Origin of the sequence: Burkholderia sp. Tr-862, assembly GCF_011753085.1 — a bacterium.
GTDB classification, from domain to species: domain Bacteria; phylum Pseudomonadota; class Gammaproteobacteria; order Burkholderiales; family Burkholderiaceae; genus Burkholderia; species Burkholderia ambifaria.
The window spans coordinates 1-13,663 of the sequence record NZ_VWWG01000168.1; the positions used below are offsets into that span (position 1 = coordinate 1).

13 protein-coding genes and 1 pseudogene are annotated in these 13,663 nt (G+C 67.3%); 10 read left to right on the forward strand and 4 right to left on the reverse strand.

Going from position 1 to position 13,663, the window contains the following annotated elements; translation table 11 throughout:
• On the reverse strand, nucleotides 1–1,361 hold a 1,361-nt coding region (gene mnmC, locus F3J14_RS28975), incomplete at its 3' end, for a bifunctional tRNA (5-methylaminomethyl-2-thiouridine)(34)-methyltransferase MnmD/FAD-dependent 5-carboxymethylaminomethyl-2-thiouridine(34) oxidoreductase MnmC (RefSeq protein ID WP_166725864.1).
• 390 nt (nucleotides 1,362–1,751) lie between these two features.
• Here mnmC and F3J14_RS28980 point away from each other — a divergent pair.
• Entirely contained in the window at nucleotides 1,752–2,030 is a 279-nt protein-coding gene (locus tag F3J14_RS28980) for an HU family DNA-binding protein (protein WP_006401505.1), read from the forward strand.
• A gap of 136 nt (nucleotides 2,031–2,166) precedes the next feature.
• Here F3J14_RS28980 and F3J14_RS28985 read toward each other — a convergent pair whose 3' ends face one another.
• On the reverse strand, nucleotides 2,167–3,477 hold the full coding sequence (locus F3J14_RS28985; protein WP_166725865.1) for a GTP-binding protein: 1,311 nt from the start codon (nucleotides 3,475–3,477) through the stop codon (nucleotides 2,167–2,169).
• 200 nt (nucleotides 3,478–3,677) lie between these two features.
• Nucleotides 3,678–4,127, reverse strand: coding sequence for a lytic transglycosylase domain-containing protein (locus F3J14_RS28990; protein WP_166725866.1), 450 nt, complete (start codon nucleotides 4,125–4,127; stop codon nucleotides 3,678–3,680).
• A gap of 366 nt (nucleotides 4,128–4,493) precedes the next feature.
• Between F3J14_RS28990 and gspD the strand changes: the two genes are divergently transcribed.
• The 3 genes from gspD to gspF are packed head-to-tail and all read left to right on the forward strand — an operon-like array spanning nucleotide 4,494 to nucleotide 9,554.
• Nucleotides 4,494–6,836: a type II secretion system secretin GspD gene (gene gspD / locus F3J14_RS28995; protein ID WP_166725867.1), complete on the forward strand. Its 2,343-nt coding sequence runs from the start codon at nucleotides 4,494–4,496 to the stop codon at nucleotides 6,834–6,836.
• Between the two features lie 5 nt (nucleotides 6,837–6,841).
• A complete protein-coding gene (gspE, locus tag F3J14_RS29000) occupies nucleotides 6,842–8,332 on the forward strand; it encodes a type II secretion system ATPase GspE (protein WP_168736347.1) in 1,491 nt (496 codons plus the stop codon).
• Between the two features lie 4 nt (nucleotides 8,333–8,336).
• Nucleotides 8,337–9,554: a type II secretion system inner membrane protein GspF gene (gene gspF, locus F3J14_RS29005; RefSeq protein WP_006751352.1), complete on the forward strand. Its 1,218-nt coding sequence runs from the start codon at nucleotides 8,337–8,339 to the stop codon at nucleotides 9,552–9,554.
• 30 nt (nucleotides 9,555–9,584) lie between these two features.
• Here the strand turns inward: gspF and F3J14_RS29010 are convergent, their stop codons facing one another.
• Complete coding sequence (locus tag F3J14_RS29010) at nucleotides 9,585–9,995, reverse strand: general secretion pathway protein GspC (RefSeq protein ID WP_166725869.1); 411 nt, start codon at nucleotides 9,993–9,995, stop codon at nucleotides 9,585–9,587.
• A gap of 177 nt (nucleotides 9,996–10,172) precedes the next feature.
• Here F3J14_RS29010 and gspG point away from each other — a divergent pair, with 177 nt between their 5' ends.
• The 6 genes and pseudogenes from gspG to F3J14_RS29040 form a co-directional block, all read left to right on the forward strand.
• Nucleotides 10,173–10,625 (forward strand): type II secretion system major pseudopilin GspG, encoded by a 453-nt coding sequence (gene gspG, locus F3J14_RS29015; RefSeq protein ID WP_166725870.1) that lies wholly within the window; start codon nucleotides 10,173–10,175, stop codon nucleotides 10,623–10,625.
• A gap of 43 nt (nucleotides 10,626–10,668) precedes the next feature.
• Nucleotides 10,669–11,217, forward strand: a complete 549-nt coding sequence (locus tag F3J14_RS29020; protein ID WP_166725871.1) for a GspH/FimT family pseudopilin — start codon at nucleotides 10,669–10,671, stop codon at nucleotides 11,215–11,217.
• Nucleotides 11,214–11,621, forward strand: coding sequence for a type II secretion system minor pseudopilin GspI (gene gspI / locus F3J14_RS29025; RefSeq protein WP_166725872.1), 408 nt, complete (start codon nucleotides 11,214–11,216; stop codon nucleotides 11,619–11,621). The genes F3J14_RS29020 and gspI overlap by 4 nt, the downstream gene beginning before the upstream one ends.
• Complete coding sequence (locus F3J14_RS29030; RefSeq protein ID WP_211080400.1) at nucleotides 11,599–12,303, forward strand: prepilin-type N-terminal cleavage/methylation domain-containing protein; 705 nt, start codon at nucleotides 11,599–11,601, stop codon at nucleotides 12,301–12,303. Before gspI ends, F3J14_RS29030 begins: the two co-directional genes overlap by 23 nt.
• Nucleotides 12,304–12,305: 2 nt before the next feature.
• Nucleotides 12,306–13,427 carry a type II secretion system minor pseudopilin GspK gene (gene gspK, locus F3J14_RS29035; RefSeq protein WP_166725873.1) on the forward strand — a complete coding sequence of 374 codons (1,122 nt, stop codon included), beginning with the start codon at nucleotides 12,306–12,308 and terminating at the stop codon, nucleotides 13,425–13,427.
• A gap of 24 nt (nucleotides 13,428–13,451) precedes the next feature.
• Nucleotides 13,452–13,663: pseudogene (locus F3J14_RS29040) on the forward strand (type II secretion system protein GspL); the annotation flags it as partial.

Below are 13,663 nucleotides of genomic sequence, written 5' to 3' on the forward strand. Positions count from 1 at the left end.
TTCGCGAGCACGACGACCGGCGCTTCGGCGAGCGTCGCGCCTGCCGCATCGACGGCGCGCCACCTGTCGCGGTCGCGCTCGAGCCGGGCGACTTCGGTGCCGGCCAGCAGTTTTACGCGTTCGCCGGCCGCCGCGAATTGTGCCGCGCACACCCCGGCCGGCCAGACGGCGCCGCCGTGCGGAAACAGCAGGCCGCCATGTGCGACCGGCAGGTTCAGATGCGCGCGGGCGGCGTCCGTATCGAGCAGCGACACATAGTCGGACGGTGCGCCGAGCGCGTCGAACGCATCGCGCATCCGCGCGAAATCGTCGGCCGATTCCGCGAGATGGATCATCCCGCGCGTGCTGCGCGCGAACGCATGGCCTGCATCCTCGAGCGCGCGCCAGCGTGCGAGCGCATGCAGGAACCCGCTGCGCGTGAGGCGGCTCGCGACGTTGTCGTCGCGCGTCATCAGTGGATGGAATACACCGGCCGGATTGCCCGATGCCTCGCTCGCGATGCGCTCGTGCCGCTCGATCAGCGTGATGTTCCAGCCGCGCGCGGCGAGCCGTTCGACGACCGCGCAGCCTGCCAGGCCCGCACCGATCACGATCGCTTCGCGCGTGGCAACCGGCAATGCACGCGGTGGTTCGTGCCGGCGCATCCGCCAGCGCGGCGCGTATTCGCCGACGCGCAATGCGGGTTCGCCTGCGCAATCCTCGACGTCGTGACTCGTGAAACCCGTGTGCTCGAGCGCATGTTTCACGGTGTCGTCGTGCGAATGCGTCGCAAAGGTCGCACCCTCGGCGGCGATGCGTGCGAGTGCGCGGATCACGTCGGCCGACAGCACATCGCCGTGCGCGGCCGATGCGACATTGCCGAGATAGAACGCGTCGGCGCGCGCGACGAGCCGTTGCAGCATGTCATGCGCATCGCCGAATGCGAGTGTGAGCACCACGCGCCCCGCGTCGAATTCGAGCCGGTGCAGGCCGGGCACATGCATCGGCCACGCGTCGAGCAAAGCCTCGGCATTTTCCGAAATGGTTGTGTCCGCAACCAAATGGGAAACGGCACGGCGCAGGTCCTCGCGCGCGAACGGATGCGGTTCGATCGCGACGAAATGCAGCCGCTCGCAGCGTGCGGGGTCGTCGCGCCATGCGGCCCACGTCGTGAGAAAACGGCTGCCCGTGCCGAATCCCGTCTCGACGATCGTGAACGTGCGGCGGCCCTGCCAGCGGGCCGGCAGGCCGGTGCCGGCGAGCATCCGGTTCGCGTGCGCGCGAGCGCGCGACGCGTCGCGAGGGAGCTCGCCGTACTCGGGCGAGACGAGAATGCCGTCGTCGCGGCGGGCGAGCGTGGCGGGAACGAGTCGGTCGGGCATGCGAAACAAAAAACGTGGCAGCCAAGCCTGGCAAGGGTTTGCGCGGAGGCGTCCGGCGCGCCGTTGGCAAAATCCAACGGCGTTGCGCGCGGGCGGACGCGGCTGCGTATCCTGTCCGGTTGGCGCAGGTCAAAAAACGGGCAATCGACGATTCATTCGGCGAAATACCGATGAAAATCTTTGAAACCCTTGTCGTTATTGGGTTTGCGCTGCGCTATCATAGCAACGCCGTACCGCGGGGTGGCCGCCGGCCAAGCCGGACGGCACGTCGCGCGGGCCAGGATTCGGCGCTGTGTCGTCGGAGTCCGACTCTCGATGGCACGGTTCGCGCACGTATAATCGGCGCGTTCGCGCTGTTCGTGTCAAACCTAACCTGAAAAAGGAACCTTAATGAACAAACAGGAACTGATCGACGCCGTCGCCGCCCAAACGGGCGCCAGCAAGGCTCAAACCGGCGAAACGCTGGACACGCTGCTCGAAGTCATCAAGAAGGCCGTGTCGAAGGGTGATGCGGTTCAGCTGATCGGCTTCGGCAGCTTCGGTTCGGGCAAGCGCGCAGCACGTACGGGCCGCAACCCGAAGACGGGCGAAACCATCAAGATCCCGGCAGCCAAGACGGTCAAGTTCACGGCTGGCAAGGCGTTCAAGGACGCCGTCAACAAGCGTTGATTCAGCGCCTGTGCCAGGAAAAAAACCCGCCTTTCGGCGGGTTTTTTGTTGGGCGCGCGCGGCATTTTCGCCACAGTCCGCGCCCCTCTTGCAAGATTTAACGGTTACTTTTCACGCGCCGTTTTTTTACCGCGCGTTACACGTGCACGATCTGCGCGTCGGGATCCTCGTCGTCGTGCGCGTCGACATCCCATGCCGGGAACGGATCGTCGAACGCGGTCCATTGCGCCGCACCGAGCGCGAATTCCGCATCGGTGAGCAGGCATGCGTCGAGCTTCGCGCGCCATGCGTCGGCATCGAGCCCGATGCCGATCAGCACGAGTTCCTGACGGCGATCGCCAACCGAGCGGTCGTCGAGGTCCCCCTGCCACTCCGTGCGAATTTCCGCGAGCAGTTCGTCATCATCCGGCCATTCCGCGCGATCCTGCGCGGCCCACCAGAGGCCTGCCGGGCCATGCCGGCACACGCCGCCCGCCTGCGACAATGAACCCGCGATGTCGTTGCGCGTCGCGAGCCAGAAAAAGCCCTTGCTGCGCAGCACGCCCGGCCACTCCTGATGCAGCAGCGCCCAGAGTCGCGCCGGATGAAACGGCCGGCGTGCGCGGTAAACAAAATTGCCGATGCCGAATTCGTCGGCTTCGCCGTGCACGTGCGCATGATGCGGATCATGGCACTCGGGATCGTCGCACTGCGTGTGATCGTCATCCAGCGACGCGAGCCAGCCCGGCGCGTTCGCGGCTTCGTCGAAATCGAAGCGGCCGGTGTTCAGCACTTCGTCGAGCGGCACGTTGCCGAACGTCGACACGACCTGGTGCGCGCGCGGGTTGAGCCGCGCAAGGATGTGCCGCAGGCGCGCCAGTTCGTCAGCGCCGACGAGGTCGGCCTTGTTGATCACCAGCACGTCGCAGAATTCGATCTGCTCGATCAGCAACTCGACGAGCGTGCGATCGTCTTCGTCCGATGCGGCGATACCGCGCGTCGCGAGCGCGTCGTCGGAACCGTAGTCGCGCAGGAAATTGTAGGCGTCGACCACGGTGACGAGCGTGTCGAGCCGCGCGACGCTCGACAGCGACGTGCCGTCGTCGTCGACGAACGTGAAGGTTTCGGCGATCGGCATCGGCTCCGCGATGCCGGTCGATTCGATCACGATCGCGTCGAAGCGGCCGTCCGCCGCGAGATTGCGAATCTCGACGAGCAGGTCGTCGCGCAGCGTGCAGCAGATGCAGCCGTTCGACATCTCGACGAGGCGTTCCTCGACGTGCGACAGCGCCTGCGCATCGCGCACGAGCGACGCGTCGATGTTGACCGCCGCGAGATCGTTGACGATCACGGCGACTTTCAGGCCCGCGCGGTTCGCGAGAATGTGATTGAGCAGCGTGGTCTTGCCGGCGCCGAGGAAACCGGACAGCACGGTGACGGGCAACGGCTGGTTCATTGCCGGATTCATAACGATTTGCACCAACGGAAAAGATGAAAAAGCGGCCGTGGCGCCCTGGCGGGGCGCGATCGGCCCGGAGCCGGTCGCCCGATGCCAGTCGCCAGGGGCCGGTCGCCCGAAGCCGGTCGAAACCGCGGCGTGAGCCCGCATTGTGCATCAAACGCGCGCCGGCCGAGCGGCCCGGCGTCAGCGCGCGCCGCGGCGCGGCGTCATTGCTCGGGCGGCAGCAGCTTCCACTGCGTCAGGATTGCGGCGATCTGCCGCGCATACTTGTCGCGCAGCGACGGCGTTTCGGAATGATAGGCGCCGACGGCCTGCCATGTGTTGCCGTAGCGATTCATTTTCTGGCGCAGATGCCACGCGGCGATATAGACGTTCTTGCACGGCTCCATCAGCGTGTCGCGGCCGATGCCGTAGCGCGACAGCGTGGGCAGGTGGATCGAATTGATCTGCATCAGGCCGTAGTCGACCGAGCCGTTCGTATTCTTGTTCAGCGCGGCGGGCCGGTTGCGCGACTCCTGCCACGCGATCGCGCGCAGGATCAGCGGATTGACCTTCTGGTACCGGGCGGCCTCGTCGAAACAATCCGCGCGAGCGTTTCCGCAGGCGAACCACACGCCGGCGGCGATCAACGCGATCGAAGCGAACCGTCTGTTCATGTGCGGAAACGAAAAGGGAATGACGCAAAGGTCGGGAAAACCCGTGCCTGTTATTCGTACGGATGGAAACGCGCCGCCCGTATCATACCGACAGTCCGTCACGTGGTGACATGCGAAAGATGGCAGCCCGTTTATACCGCATTTCAGTGTCAATTCATCGCAAAACCGCGGCGATGGCCGGAATGCCTAGGCGGCGCCGAAATCTTACATATTGCATACGGCATGCCGGATACATGTCGTATGTGAGACAGTCCTCAGCTCAATGTGATATTTCGGACATGAAAAACTGCTAATGTCGCCTCTTTAGGACTTGGATCCCAGCACTACCGCCGGAAGTGGCCTGAGCCGGCATCGACCCATTCATCCATGACAAGAAATCGCTTCGTTATGCGGCGCGTCGCCACGACCCTGATCGTCGCCGGCATCATCGTCTCGCAAGCCGCCTACGCTCAGGTCACGCTCAATTTCGTGAATGCGGATATCGACCAGGTCGCCAAGGCGATCGGCGCCGCAACCGGCAAGACCATCATCGTCGACCCCCGCGTGAAGGGGCAACTCAACCTCGTGGCCGAACGTTCCGTGCCGGAAGACCAGGCGCTGAAGACGCTGCAGTCGGCGCTGCGCATGCAGGGCTTCGCGCTCGTGCAGGATCACGGGGTGCTGAAGGTCGTGCCCGAGGCCGACGCGAAGCTGCAGGGCGTGCCGACCTATATCGGCAATGCACCGCGCGCGCGCGGCGACCAGGTCATCACGCAGGTGTTCGAGCTGCACAACGAATCGGCGAACAACCTGCTGCCGGTGCTGCGGCCGCTGATCTCGCCGAACAACACGGTCACCGCCTACCCGGCGAACAACACGATCGTCGTCACCGATTACGCGGACAACGTGCGCCGCATCGCGCAGATCATCGCAGGCGTCGACAGCGCCGCGGGTGCGCAGGTGCAGGTCATCCCGCTGCGTAACGCCAACGCGATCGACCTCGCCGCGCAACTGCAGAAGATGCTCGACCCCGGCTCGATCGGCAACAGCGACGCGACGCTGAAGGTGTCGGTCACGGCCGACCCGCGCACCAACTCGCTGATGCTGCGCGCATCGAGCGCATCGCGCCTCGCGGCGGCGAAGCGCATCGTGCAGCAGCTCGACGCGCCGAGCGGAGTGCCCGGCAACATGCACGTCGTGCCATTGCGCAACGCCGATGCGGTCAAGCTTGCGAAGACGCTGCGCGGGATGCTCGGCAAGGGCGGCAACGAAAGCGGCTCGTCGGCGTCGTCCAACGATGCGAACAGCTTCAACCAGAGCGGCGGCTCGTCGGCGAGCGGCAACTTCTCGACCGGCACGTCGGGCACCCCGCCGCTGCCGTCGGGCGGCCTCGGCGGTTCGTCGTCCTCGTCCGCGTATGGCGGCGGCTCGTCCGGCGGCGGCCTCGGCACCGGCGGCCTGCTCGGTGGCGACAAGGACAAGAGCGGCGACGACAACCAGCCGGGCGGGATGATCCAGGCCGACTCGGCCACCAACTCGCTGATCATCACCGCGTCCGATCCGGTGTACCGGAACCTGCGCTCGGTGATCGACCAGCTCGACGCAAGGCGTGCGCAGGTCTATATCGAAGCGCTGATCGTCGAGCTGAACTCGACGACGCAGGGCAACCTCGGCATCCAGTGGCAGGTCGCGAGCGGCCAGTTTCTCGGCGGCACGAACCTGAACCCCGGGCTGGGGCTGGGCAACAGCATCATCAACCTGACGGCGGGCGGCTTGACCAACGCAGCCGGCGGGGTCACCGGCGGCGGGCTGGCGTCCAATCTCGGGCAGTTGTCCCAGGGGCTCAACATCGGCTGGCTGCACAACATGTTCGGCGTGCAGGGGCTCGGCGCGCTGCTGCAGTATTTCGCGGGCGTGAGCGATGCGAACGTGCTGTCGACGCCGAACCTGATCACGCTCGACAACGAGGAAGCGAAGATCGTCGTCGGCCAGAACGTGCCGATCGCGACCGGCTCGTATTCGAACCTGACGAGCGGTACGACGAGCAACGCATTCAATACCTACGACCGCCGCGACGTCGGCCTGACGCTGCACGTGAAGCCGCAGATCACCGACGGCGGGATCCTGAAGCTGCAGCTCTATACCGAGGATTCGGCGGTCGTCAGCGGTACCACGAACGCGCAGACCGGCCCGACCTTCACGAAACGCTCGATCCAGTCGACGATCCTCGCCGACAACGGCGAGATCATCGTGCTCGGCGGCTTGATGCAGGACAACTACCAGGTGTCGAACAGCAAGGTGCCGCTGCTCGGCGACATCCCGTGGATCGGCCAGTTGTTCCGTTCGGAATCGAAGGTGCGCGCGAAAACCAACCTGATGGTGTTCCTCCGCCCGGTGATCATTTCCGATCGCAGCACCGCGCAGGAAGTCACCGCGAACCGCTACGACTACATCCAGGGCGTGACGGGCGCATACAAGTCGGACAACAACGTGATCCGCGACAAGGACGACCCGGTCGTCCCGCCGATGCCGCTGGGTCCGAGCCAGGGCGGCACGCCGGCCGGCAACCTGTTCGATCTCGACAAGATGCGTCGCCAGCAGTTGCAGCGCCAGGTCGCGCCGGTGCCGGCCCAGCCGCTGCCCGAGGCGACGCCCGCGCAGCCGCAAGGCGTGCCGCAGCAGTCGATGCCGCAACAACCGCTGACCGCCACGCCGGGAGCCTCGCAGTGAGCAACATGCTCGCGTCCTCGGCCCAAGACGGCGCGCCGGGCGATCGGCAGCCGCCGTCGCCGCTCGCCGCGCGCCTGTTGCCGTACGGCTTCGCGAAGAGCGGCCAGGTGCTGATCGCGCACCAGCTCGACGACACGCTCGAGGTGTGGATCAGCGAGCGCACGAACGATGCGGCGCTCGCCGAAATCGCGCGCAACTTCGGCTCGATTTCCGTGCACCGGGTGCCGGCCGACGAGCTCGCGCAGGCGATCAACCAGGCATACGCACGCCAGGACGGCAGCGCCGCGCAGATCGTCGGCGAGGTCGAAGGCGAAGTCGACCTGTCGCGACTGATGCAGGACATCCCCGAAGTCGAGGATCTGCTCGAATCGGAAGACGACGCGCCGATCATCCGGATGATCAATGCGCTGCTCACGCAAGCGGCGCGCGAACAGGCGTCGGACATTCACATCGAGCCGTTCGAGAATGCGTCGGTCGTGCGGTTTCGCGTCGACGGCACGCTGCGCGACGTCGTGCGGCCGAAGAAGGCGCTGCACGGCGCGCTGATCTCGCGGATCAAGATCATGGCGCAGCTCGACATCGCCGAGAAACGCCTGCCGCAGGACGGCCGCATCACGCTGCGCGTCGGCGGCCGGCCGGTCGACGTGCGTGTGTCGACGCTGCCGACCGGGCACGGCGAGCGCGCGGTGCTCCGTCTGCTGGAAAAGGATGCGCAGCGCCTGAACCTCGAAGCGCTCGGGATGGGCCGCGACACGCTCGTCCAGTTCGACAAGCTGATCGGCCGCCCGCACGGGATCGTGCTGGTGACGGGCCCGACCGGCTCGGGCAAGACGACGACGCTGTATGCGTCGATGTCGCGGCTCGAAACGGCGACGACCAACATCATGACCGTCGAGGATCCGATCGAATACGACCTGTCCGGCATCGGCCAGACGCAGGTGAACGAGCGGATCGGGATGACCTTTGCCCGTGCACTGCGTTCGATCCTGCGTCAGGATCCGGACGTGATCATGATCGGCGAAATCCGTGACCTCGAAACCGCGCAGATCGCGGTGCAGGCATCGCTCACGGGCCACCTCGTGCTTGCGACGCTGCACACCAACGACGCGGCATCGGCCGTCACGCGTCTGACCGACATGGGCGTCGAGCCGTACCTGCTCGCGTCGTCGCTGCTCGGCGTGCTCGCGCAGCGTCTGGTGCGCCAGCTCTGTCCCGTCTGCAAGGAAGAGCGGCACGAGGACGGCCGCACCGTGTGGCATCCGGTCGGCTGCGACCGATGCGGGCATTCGGGCTATGCGGGCCGGCGCGGGGTATACGAACTGCTGCTGATCGACGATTCGATCCGCGCGCTGATCCACCGCAACGCGGCCGATGCGGAGATTCTCGCCACGGGGCGCGCACAAGGGATGCGCACGCTGCGCGACGATGCCGAGCGCTGGCTCGCGGCCGGCGCGACGTCGCTCGAGGAAGTGCTGCGCGTGACGGGAGGCGCATAGCGCGATGCCGGCATTCCGTTTCGAAGCCATCGATTCGGCGGGGCGACCGCAGAAAGGCGTGATCGATGCCGACAGTGCGCGCGGCGCACGCGGCCAGCTGCGCACGCAGGGGCTCACGCCGCTCGTCGTCGAGCCGGCCGCCAGTGCGACCCGCGGCGCGCGTTCGCAGCGCCTCGCGTTCGGCCGCAAGCTGTCGCAGCGCGAACAGGCGATCCTCACGCGCCAGCTCGCAAGCCTGCTGATTGCGGGGCTGCCGCTCGACGAGGCGCTCGGCGTGCTGACCGAGCAGGCCGAGCGCGACTACATCCGCGAGCTGATGGCCGCGATCCGCGCCGAGGTGCTCGGCGGCCATTCGCTTGCGAATGCGCTGGGCCAGCATCCGCGCGATTTCCCGGAAATCTATCGCGCGCTCGTTGCGGCGGGCGAGCACACCGGCAAGCTCGGCATCGTGCTGTCGCGCCTCGCCGATTACATCGAACAGAGCAACGCGCTGAAGCAGAAGATCCTGCTGGCGTTCACGTATCCGGGGATCGTCACGCTGATTGCGTTCGGCATCGTCACGTTCCTGCTGAGCTATGTCGTGCCGCAGGTCGTCAACGTGTTCGCGAGCACGAAGCAGCAACTGCCCGTTCTCACGGTCGTGATGATGGCGCTGTCGGAGTTCGTGCGGCACTGGTGGTGGGCGATCCTGATCACGGTCGCGCTCGTCGTGTGGTTCGTGAAGGCGACGCTGTCGCGCGACGGGCCGCGGCTCGCGTTCGACCGCTGGGTGCTGACCGCGCCGCTCGCGGGCAAGCTCGTGCGCGGCTACAACACGGTGCGCTTCGCGAGCACGCTCGGGATCCTGACCGCGGCCGGCGTGCCGATCCTGCGCGCGCTGCAGGCGGCCGGCGAGACGCTGTCGAACCGCGCGATGCGCGCGAACATCGACGATGCGATCGTGCGCGTGCGCGAAGGCTCCGCGCTGTCGCGCGCGCTGAACAACGTGAAGACGTTTCCGCCGGTGCTGGTGCACCTGATCCGTTCCGGCGAAGCGACGGGCGACGTGACGACGATGCTCGACCGCGCGGCGGAAGGCGAGGCGCGCGAGCTCGAGCGGCGCACGATGTTCCTGACGAGCCTGCTCGAGCCGCTGCTGATCCTCGCAATGGGCGGCATCGTGCTCGTGATCGTGCTGGCCGTGATGCTGCCGATCATCGAGCTGAACAACATGGTGCAGTGACGGCCTGACTGCCAGTCAGGCCGCCACCGTTCAACGCATGTAGATCGCGGGGGACGGCGTGTTCGCGGGGAGCTGGACTTCGGCGCGCGCGCCGTTGCGGTCGATGATGATCGAGCGGCTGCGGACTTCGGCGAGCTTCGCGCCGGACGTGAGCTCCGCGCCGAGCGACACGGCACGCGGCGGCTCGCCACCGATACCGACGATCGCGGCGGCGCCATGACCGATCGAGAGAATGCCGAACAGGTGGATGTCCTGGACGGGATTCTTGTCGAGCTGTCCGCCGAAGAGCGCGGCGGCGTCCTCGGTGCGGATCGGCAACCGCGCGGCGGCGGCGGGCAGCGGCGCTTCGCGGGCCGACAGCGTGACGACCCAGTAGGTGGCCGTCGCGCACAAACCCGCGAAGAGGGCGAGGGAGAGGATCCGGATCGAGAGCGCGTTCATGCGCGCTATTGTACGGATGTATATGAAATTTGCGTTGGGTGAAAGCCCTCGGCAATGCGCGCCTTACAATGCGTGCTCCGCGCCCGGTGAACCGGAAGCTTGCCGTCAGGCAAACGTCCGCGATGCGCCGGGTGCGTCACTCAATCGACGATATTTTTTGGAAAGAGGTAGTCAGTCATGCAAACGTGGATCACTCGCCGTAATGCGGCCGTGCGCCGTCAGCGCGGTTTCACGCTGATCGAGATCATGGTGGTGGTCGCGATCCTCGGGATCCTGGCGGCACTGATCGTGCCGAAGATCATGAGCCGTCCCGACGAGGCGCGCCGTATCGCCGCGAAGCAGGACATCGGCACGATCATGCAGGCGCTCAAGCTGTACCGTCTCGACAACGGCCGCTATCCGACCCAGGAGCAGGGCCTGAACGCGCTGATCCAGAAGCCGTCCACCGATCCGATCCCGAATAACTGGAAGGACGGTGGCTATCTCGAGCGCCTGCCGAACGATCCGTGGGGCAACGGGTACAAGTACCTGAACCCGGGCGTGCACGGCGAGATCGACGTGTTCAGCTACGGCGCCGACGGCAAGGAAGGCGGCGAAAACAACGATTCCGACATCGGTTCGTGGCAGTAAGCCTGCATCGACCGATCCGACGATCGTCCCCGTTCTTCATTTCATGCCTGCCCTTCGCACGCCCTGGCGCTCCGCTCGCGCTCGCCGCGATGCCCGCGACCGCCGCGTGCGGCGCGGCGCGGTCGTGATCGCGGCACGCGCGCGGGCACGCGGCTTCACGCTGCTCGAGATGCTGGTCGTGCTCGTGATCGCGGGCCTGCTGGTGTCGCTCGCGTCGCTGTCGCTGACGCGCAATCCGCGCACCGACCTGCGCGAGGAAGCGCAGCGCATCGCGCTGCTGTTCGAGACGGCCGGCGACGAAGCGCAGGTGCGCGCGCGCCCGATCGCGTGGCAGCCGACCGCGCACGGCTTTCGTTTCGACGTGAGTTCGCCCGACGGCTGGCGCACGCTGCGTGACGACCTGCTGCGCCCGCGCGACTGGGACGGTGGCGTCACGGGCGCCGATATCGACTATCCGGGGTCGGACACGCACGCGAGCACCGTCGTGTTCGGCACCGAAAGCGTCGACACGCCGGTGCGCGTGACGCTGCATTCGGCGGTCGGCAGCGCGACGATCGTCGGCACCGGCAACGGCCGCTACGAGGTGCAATGACGATGCGTCGTCGCCTGCCCTTCCCGGCTTCCGGTTCCCTAGGCTTCACGATGATCGAGGTGCTGGTCGCGCTCGCGATCATCGCGGTCGCGCTCGCCGCGTCGATCCGCGCGGTCGGCACGATGGCGACCAACGCATCCGATCTCCACCACCGGCTGCTGGCCGGATGGAGCGCCGACAACGCGCTCGCGCAGCTGCGGCTCACGCATGCGTGGCCGGAGGTCGGCGAGCAGAGTTTCGATTGTTCGCAAGGCAACGTGCAGATGGTCTGCACGCAGCGCGTGAGCACGACGCCGAACCCGGTGTTCCGGCGCGTGCAGATTTCGGTGAGCATGCCGGGGCACCCCGGCGTGCTCGCGCAAATGGTGACGGTGGTCGCGAATGAAACCAGCCGTCCGCTCTGACGCGCCGATGCGGCGCCGGCCCGCGCGTTCCGTCGGCTCGCGCCGCGTGCGCGGCTTCACGCTGATCGAGCTGATGATCGCGATCGCGATCCTCGCGGTGGTCGCGATCCTCGCGTGGCGCGGGCTCGACCAGATCATGCGCGGCCGCGACAAGGTCGCGTCCGCGATGGAAGACGAGCGCGTGTTCGCGCAGATGTTCGACCAGATGCGCATCGACGCGCGGCTCGCCGCGACCGACGACGAAGCCGGCCAGCCGGCGATCGGCGTCGCCGGCAATACGCTGCAGATCGTCCGCGAACTCGACCTGCCGGGCGCCGCGCCGCGGCTGCAGGTGGTCCGCTACCGGATCGCCGGCGGGCGCGTCGTGCGCTATGCGTCGCCGCCGCTGGCCGATGCGAACCGCTTGCGCGACGTGCTGAAGGACAGCAGCGTCGACGGCTGGACCTGGGTCGCGCTGATGGGCGGCGTCGGTGCGATCGACGCGAAGCTGTACGTGCCGCGCGTCGGCTGGACCACCAACCTGCAGACGGCCAACGACGCGCTGTCGCAGAACAACGATGCGCTGAAGGTGCCGCAGATCGGCAACGCGCCGCCGACACGCGCGGTGACGGGGCTGCAGGTCAGCATCGGCGCGACGTCGCTGCGCGTGCCCGTCACGCGCATCTTCCTCGTCGGGGAATGACGATGCGCGCGCGCCCTCACCGTTCCCGCTTCATCGGCCGCCCGCCCGCAAGCACACATGCCCGCCGCGAGCGCGGCGCGGCGATCATCACCGCGCTGCTCGTCGTCGCGCTGTCGGCGATCCTCGTGTCGGGGATGCTGTGGCGCCAGCAGGTGCAGATTCGCCGGATCGAGAACCAGCGCGTGATCGCGCAGGCGCAGTGGGTCGCGCGCGGCGCGCTCGACTGGACGCGCATGATCCTGCGCTCCGAGGGCGACACGGCGCCCGGCATCACCTATCTCGGCGGGATCTGGGCCGTGCCGATCGCGAAGACCAAGCTGTCGGACTTCCTCGGCCGGATCGGCGCGCCGAACGACAACGGCGGCGAAGACACCTACCTCTCCGGATCGATCGAGGACGCGCAGGCGAAGTACAACCTGCGCAATCTCGTGTCGTCGCCGGCGCCCGGCGTGCTGCAGCTCAACGTGATGCAGCTGCAGGCGTTCCAGCGGCTGCTGGCGACGCTCGGCTACGACGGCGCGTTCGCGAAGCGGATCGCGCTGCAGATGCGCACGGGCCTGATGCATTCGGCGACACGCTTCCAGACGCCGACGCTGCCCGGCGCCGGTACGGCCGCGACCGCGCCGGTGGCCGGCGGCGACATGCAGGCCGGCAACTTCACCGACGAGCCGGGGATGTCAGACGGTGACCGGGGCCCCGCGCCGCTGGTGATGACGGGTGTCGACAACCTGCTCGACGTCGACGGCGTGACGCCCGAGATGGTCGCGCGGCTGCGCCCGTTCGTCACCGTGCTGCCGACCACGACGCCGGTGAACATGAACACCGCGCCGGCCGAGGTGATCGCGGCGCTGGTGCCGGGGATGAGCGTGTCGTCCGCGCAGGCGCTCGTGTCGCGCCGCGAGACCGTGTTTTTCCGCAACGTCGGCGACGTGCAGCTCGCGCTGCGCGGCGCCGGCGCGCCGAACGTGACGATCGACTCGAGCCTCGTCGACGTCAATTCCAGTTATTTCATCGTGCATGGCCGGATCCAGCACGATCGCGCGGAGGTGGATCGCACCTCGCTCGTGTATCGTGATCCGACCACGCACTCGACGCGGGTGGTGCGCATCCGCGACCAGCTATAACGACGCCATTCGGGAGAGGAGCTCTTGAGCACGCTGATTGTTTCTTTGCCGCCGCGCGAGCCGGCCGTGCCGTTGCAGGAATGGCAGTGGCCCGAGCTGCCGTTCACGCTCGTGGACAAGGCCGGCCAGGTGCAGCGCGCGGGCCACGCCGCGCTCGCGCTGCTGCCGCGCGCGAACGAGACGCGGCTGATCGTCGCCGCGCGCGACGTGCTGCTGCTGGCCGCGACCGTGCCGCC

What these genes read in the sequence shown, in the direction of transcription:
- F3J14_RS29020 (WP_166725871.1), top strand. Translation starts at nt 10,669, where the DNA reads ATGCCTGCCCTTCGCACGCCCTGGCGCTCCGCTCGCGCTCGCCGCGAT.
- F3J14_RS29010 (WP_166725869.1), bottom strand. Translation starts at nt 9,995, where the DNA reads ATGAACGCGCTCTCGATCCGGATCCTCTCCCTCGCCCTCTTCGCGGGT.
- gspG (WP_166725870.1), top strand. Translation starts at nt 10,173, where the DNA reads ATGCAAACGTGGATCACTCGCCGTAATGCGGCCGTGCGCCGTCAGCGC.
- gspE (WP_168736347.1), top strand. Translation starts at nt 6,842, where the DNA reads ATGCTCGCGTCCTCGGCCCAAGACGGCGCGCCGGGCGATCGGCAGCCG.
- gspI (WP_166725872.1), top strand. Translation starts at nt 11,214, where the DNA reads ATGACGATGCGTCGTCGCCTGCCCTTCCCGGCTTCCGGTTCCCTAGGC.
- gspD (WP_166725867.1), top strand. Translation starts at nt 4,494, where the DNA reads ATGACAAGAAATCGCTTCGTTATGCGGCGCGTCGCCACGACCCTGATC.
- F3J14_RS29030 (WP_211080400.1), top strand. Translation starts at nt 11,599, where the DNA reads ATGAAACCAGCCGTCCGCTCTGACGCGCCGATGCGGCGCCGGCCCGCG.
- F3J14_RS28985 (WP_166725865.1), bottom strand. Translation starts at nt 3,477, where the DNA reads ATGAATCCGGCAATGAACCAGCCGTTGCCCGTCACCGTGCTGTCCGGT.
- gspK (WP_166725873.1), top strand. Translation starts at nt 12,306, where the DNA reads ATGCGCGCGCGCCCTCACCGTTCCCGCTTCATCGGCCGCCCGCCCGCA.
- gspF (WP_006751352.1), top strand. Translation starts at nt 8,337, where the DNA reads ATGCCGGCATTCCGTTTCGAAGCCATCGATTCGGCGGGGCGACCGCAG.
- F3J14_RS28990 (WP_166725866.1), bottom strand. Translation starts at nt 4,127, where the DNA reads ATGAACAGACGGTTCGCTTCGATCGCGTTGATCGCCGCCGGCGTGTGG.
- F3J14_RS28980 (WP_006401505.1), top strand. Translation starts at nt 1,752, where the DNA reads ATGAACAAACAGGAACTGATCGACGCCGTCGCCGCCCAAACGGGCGCC.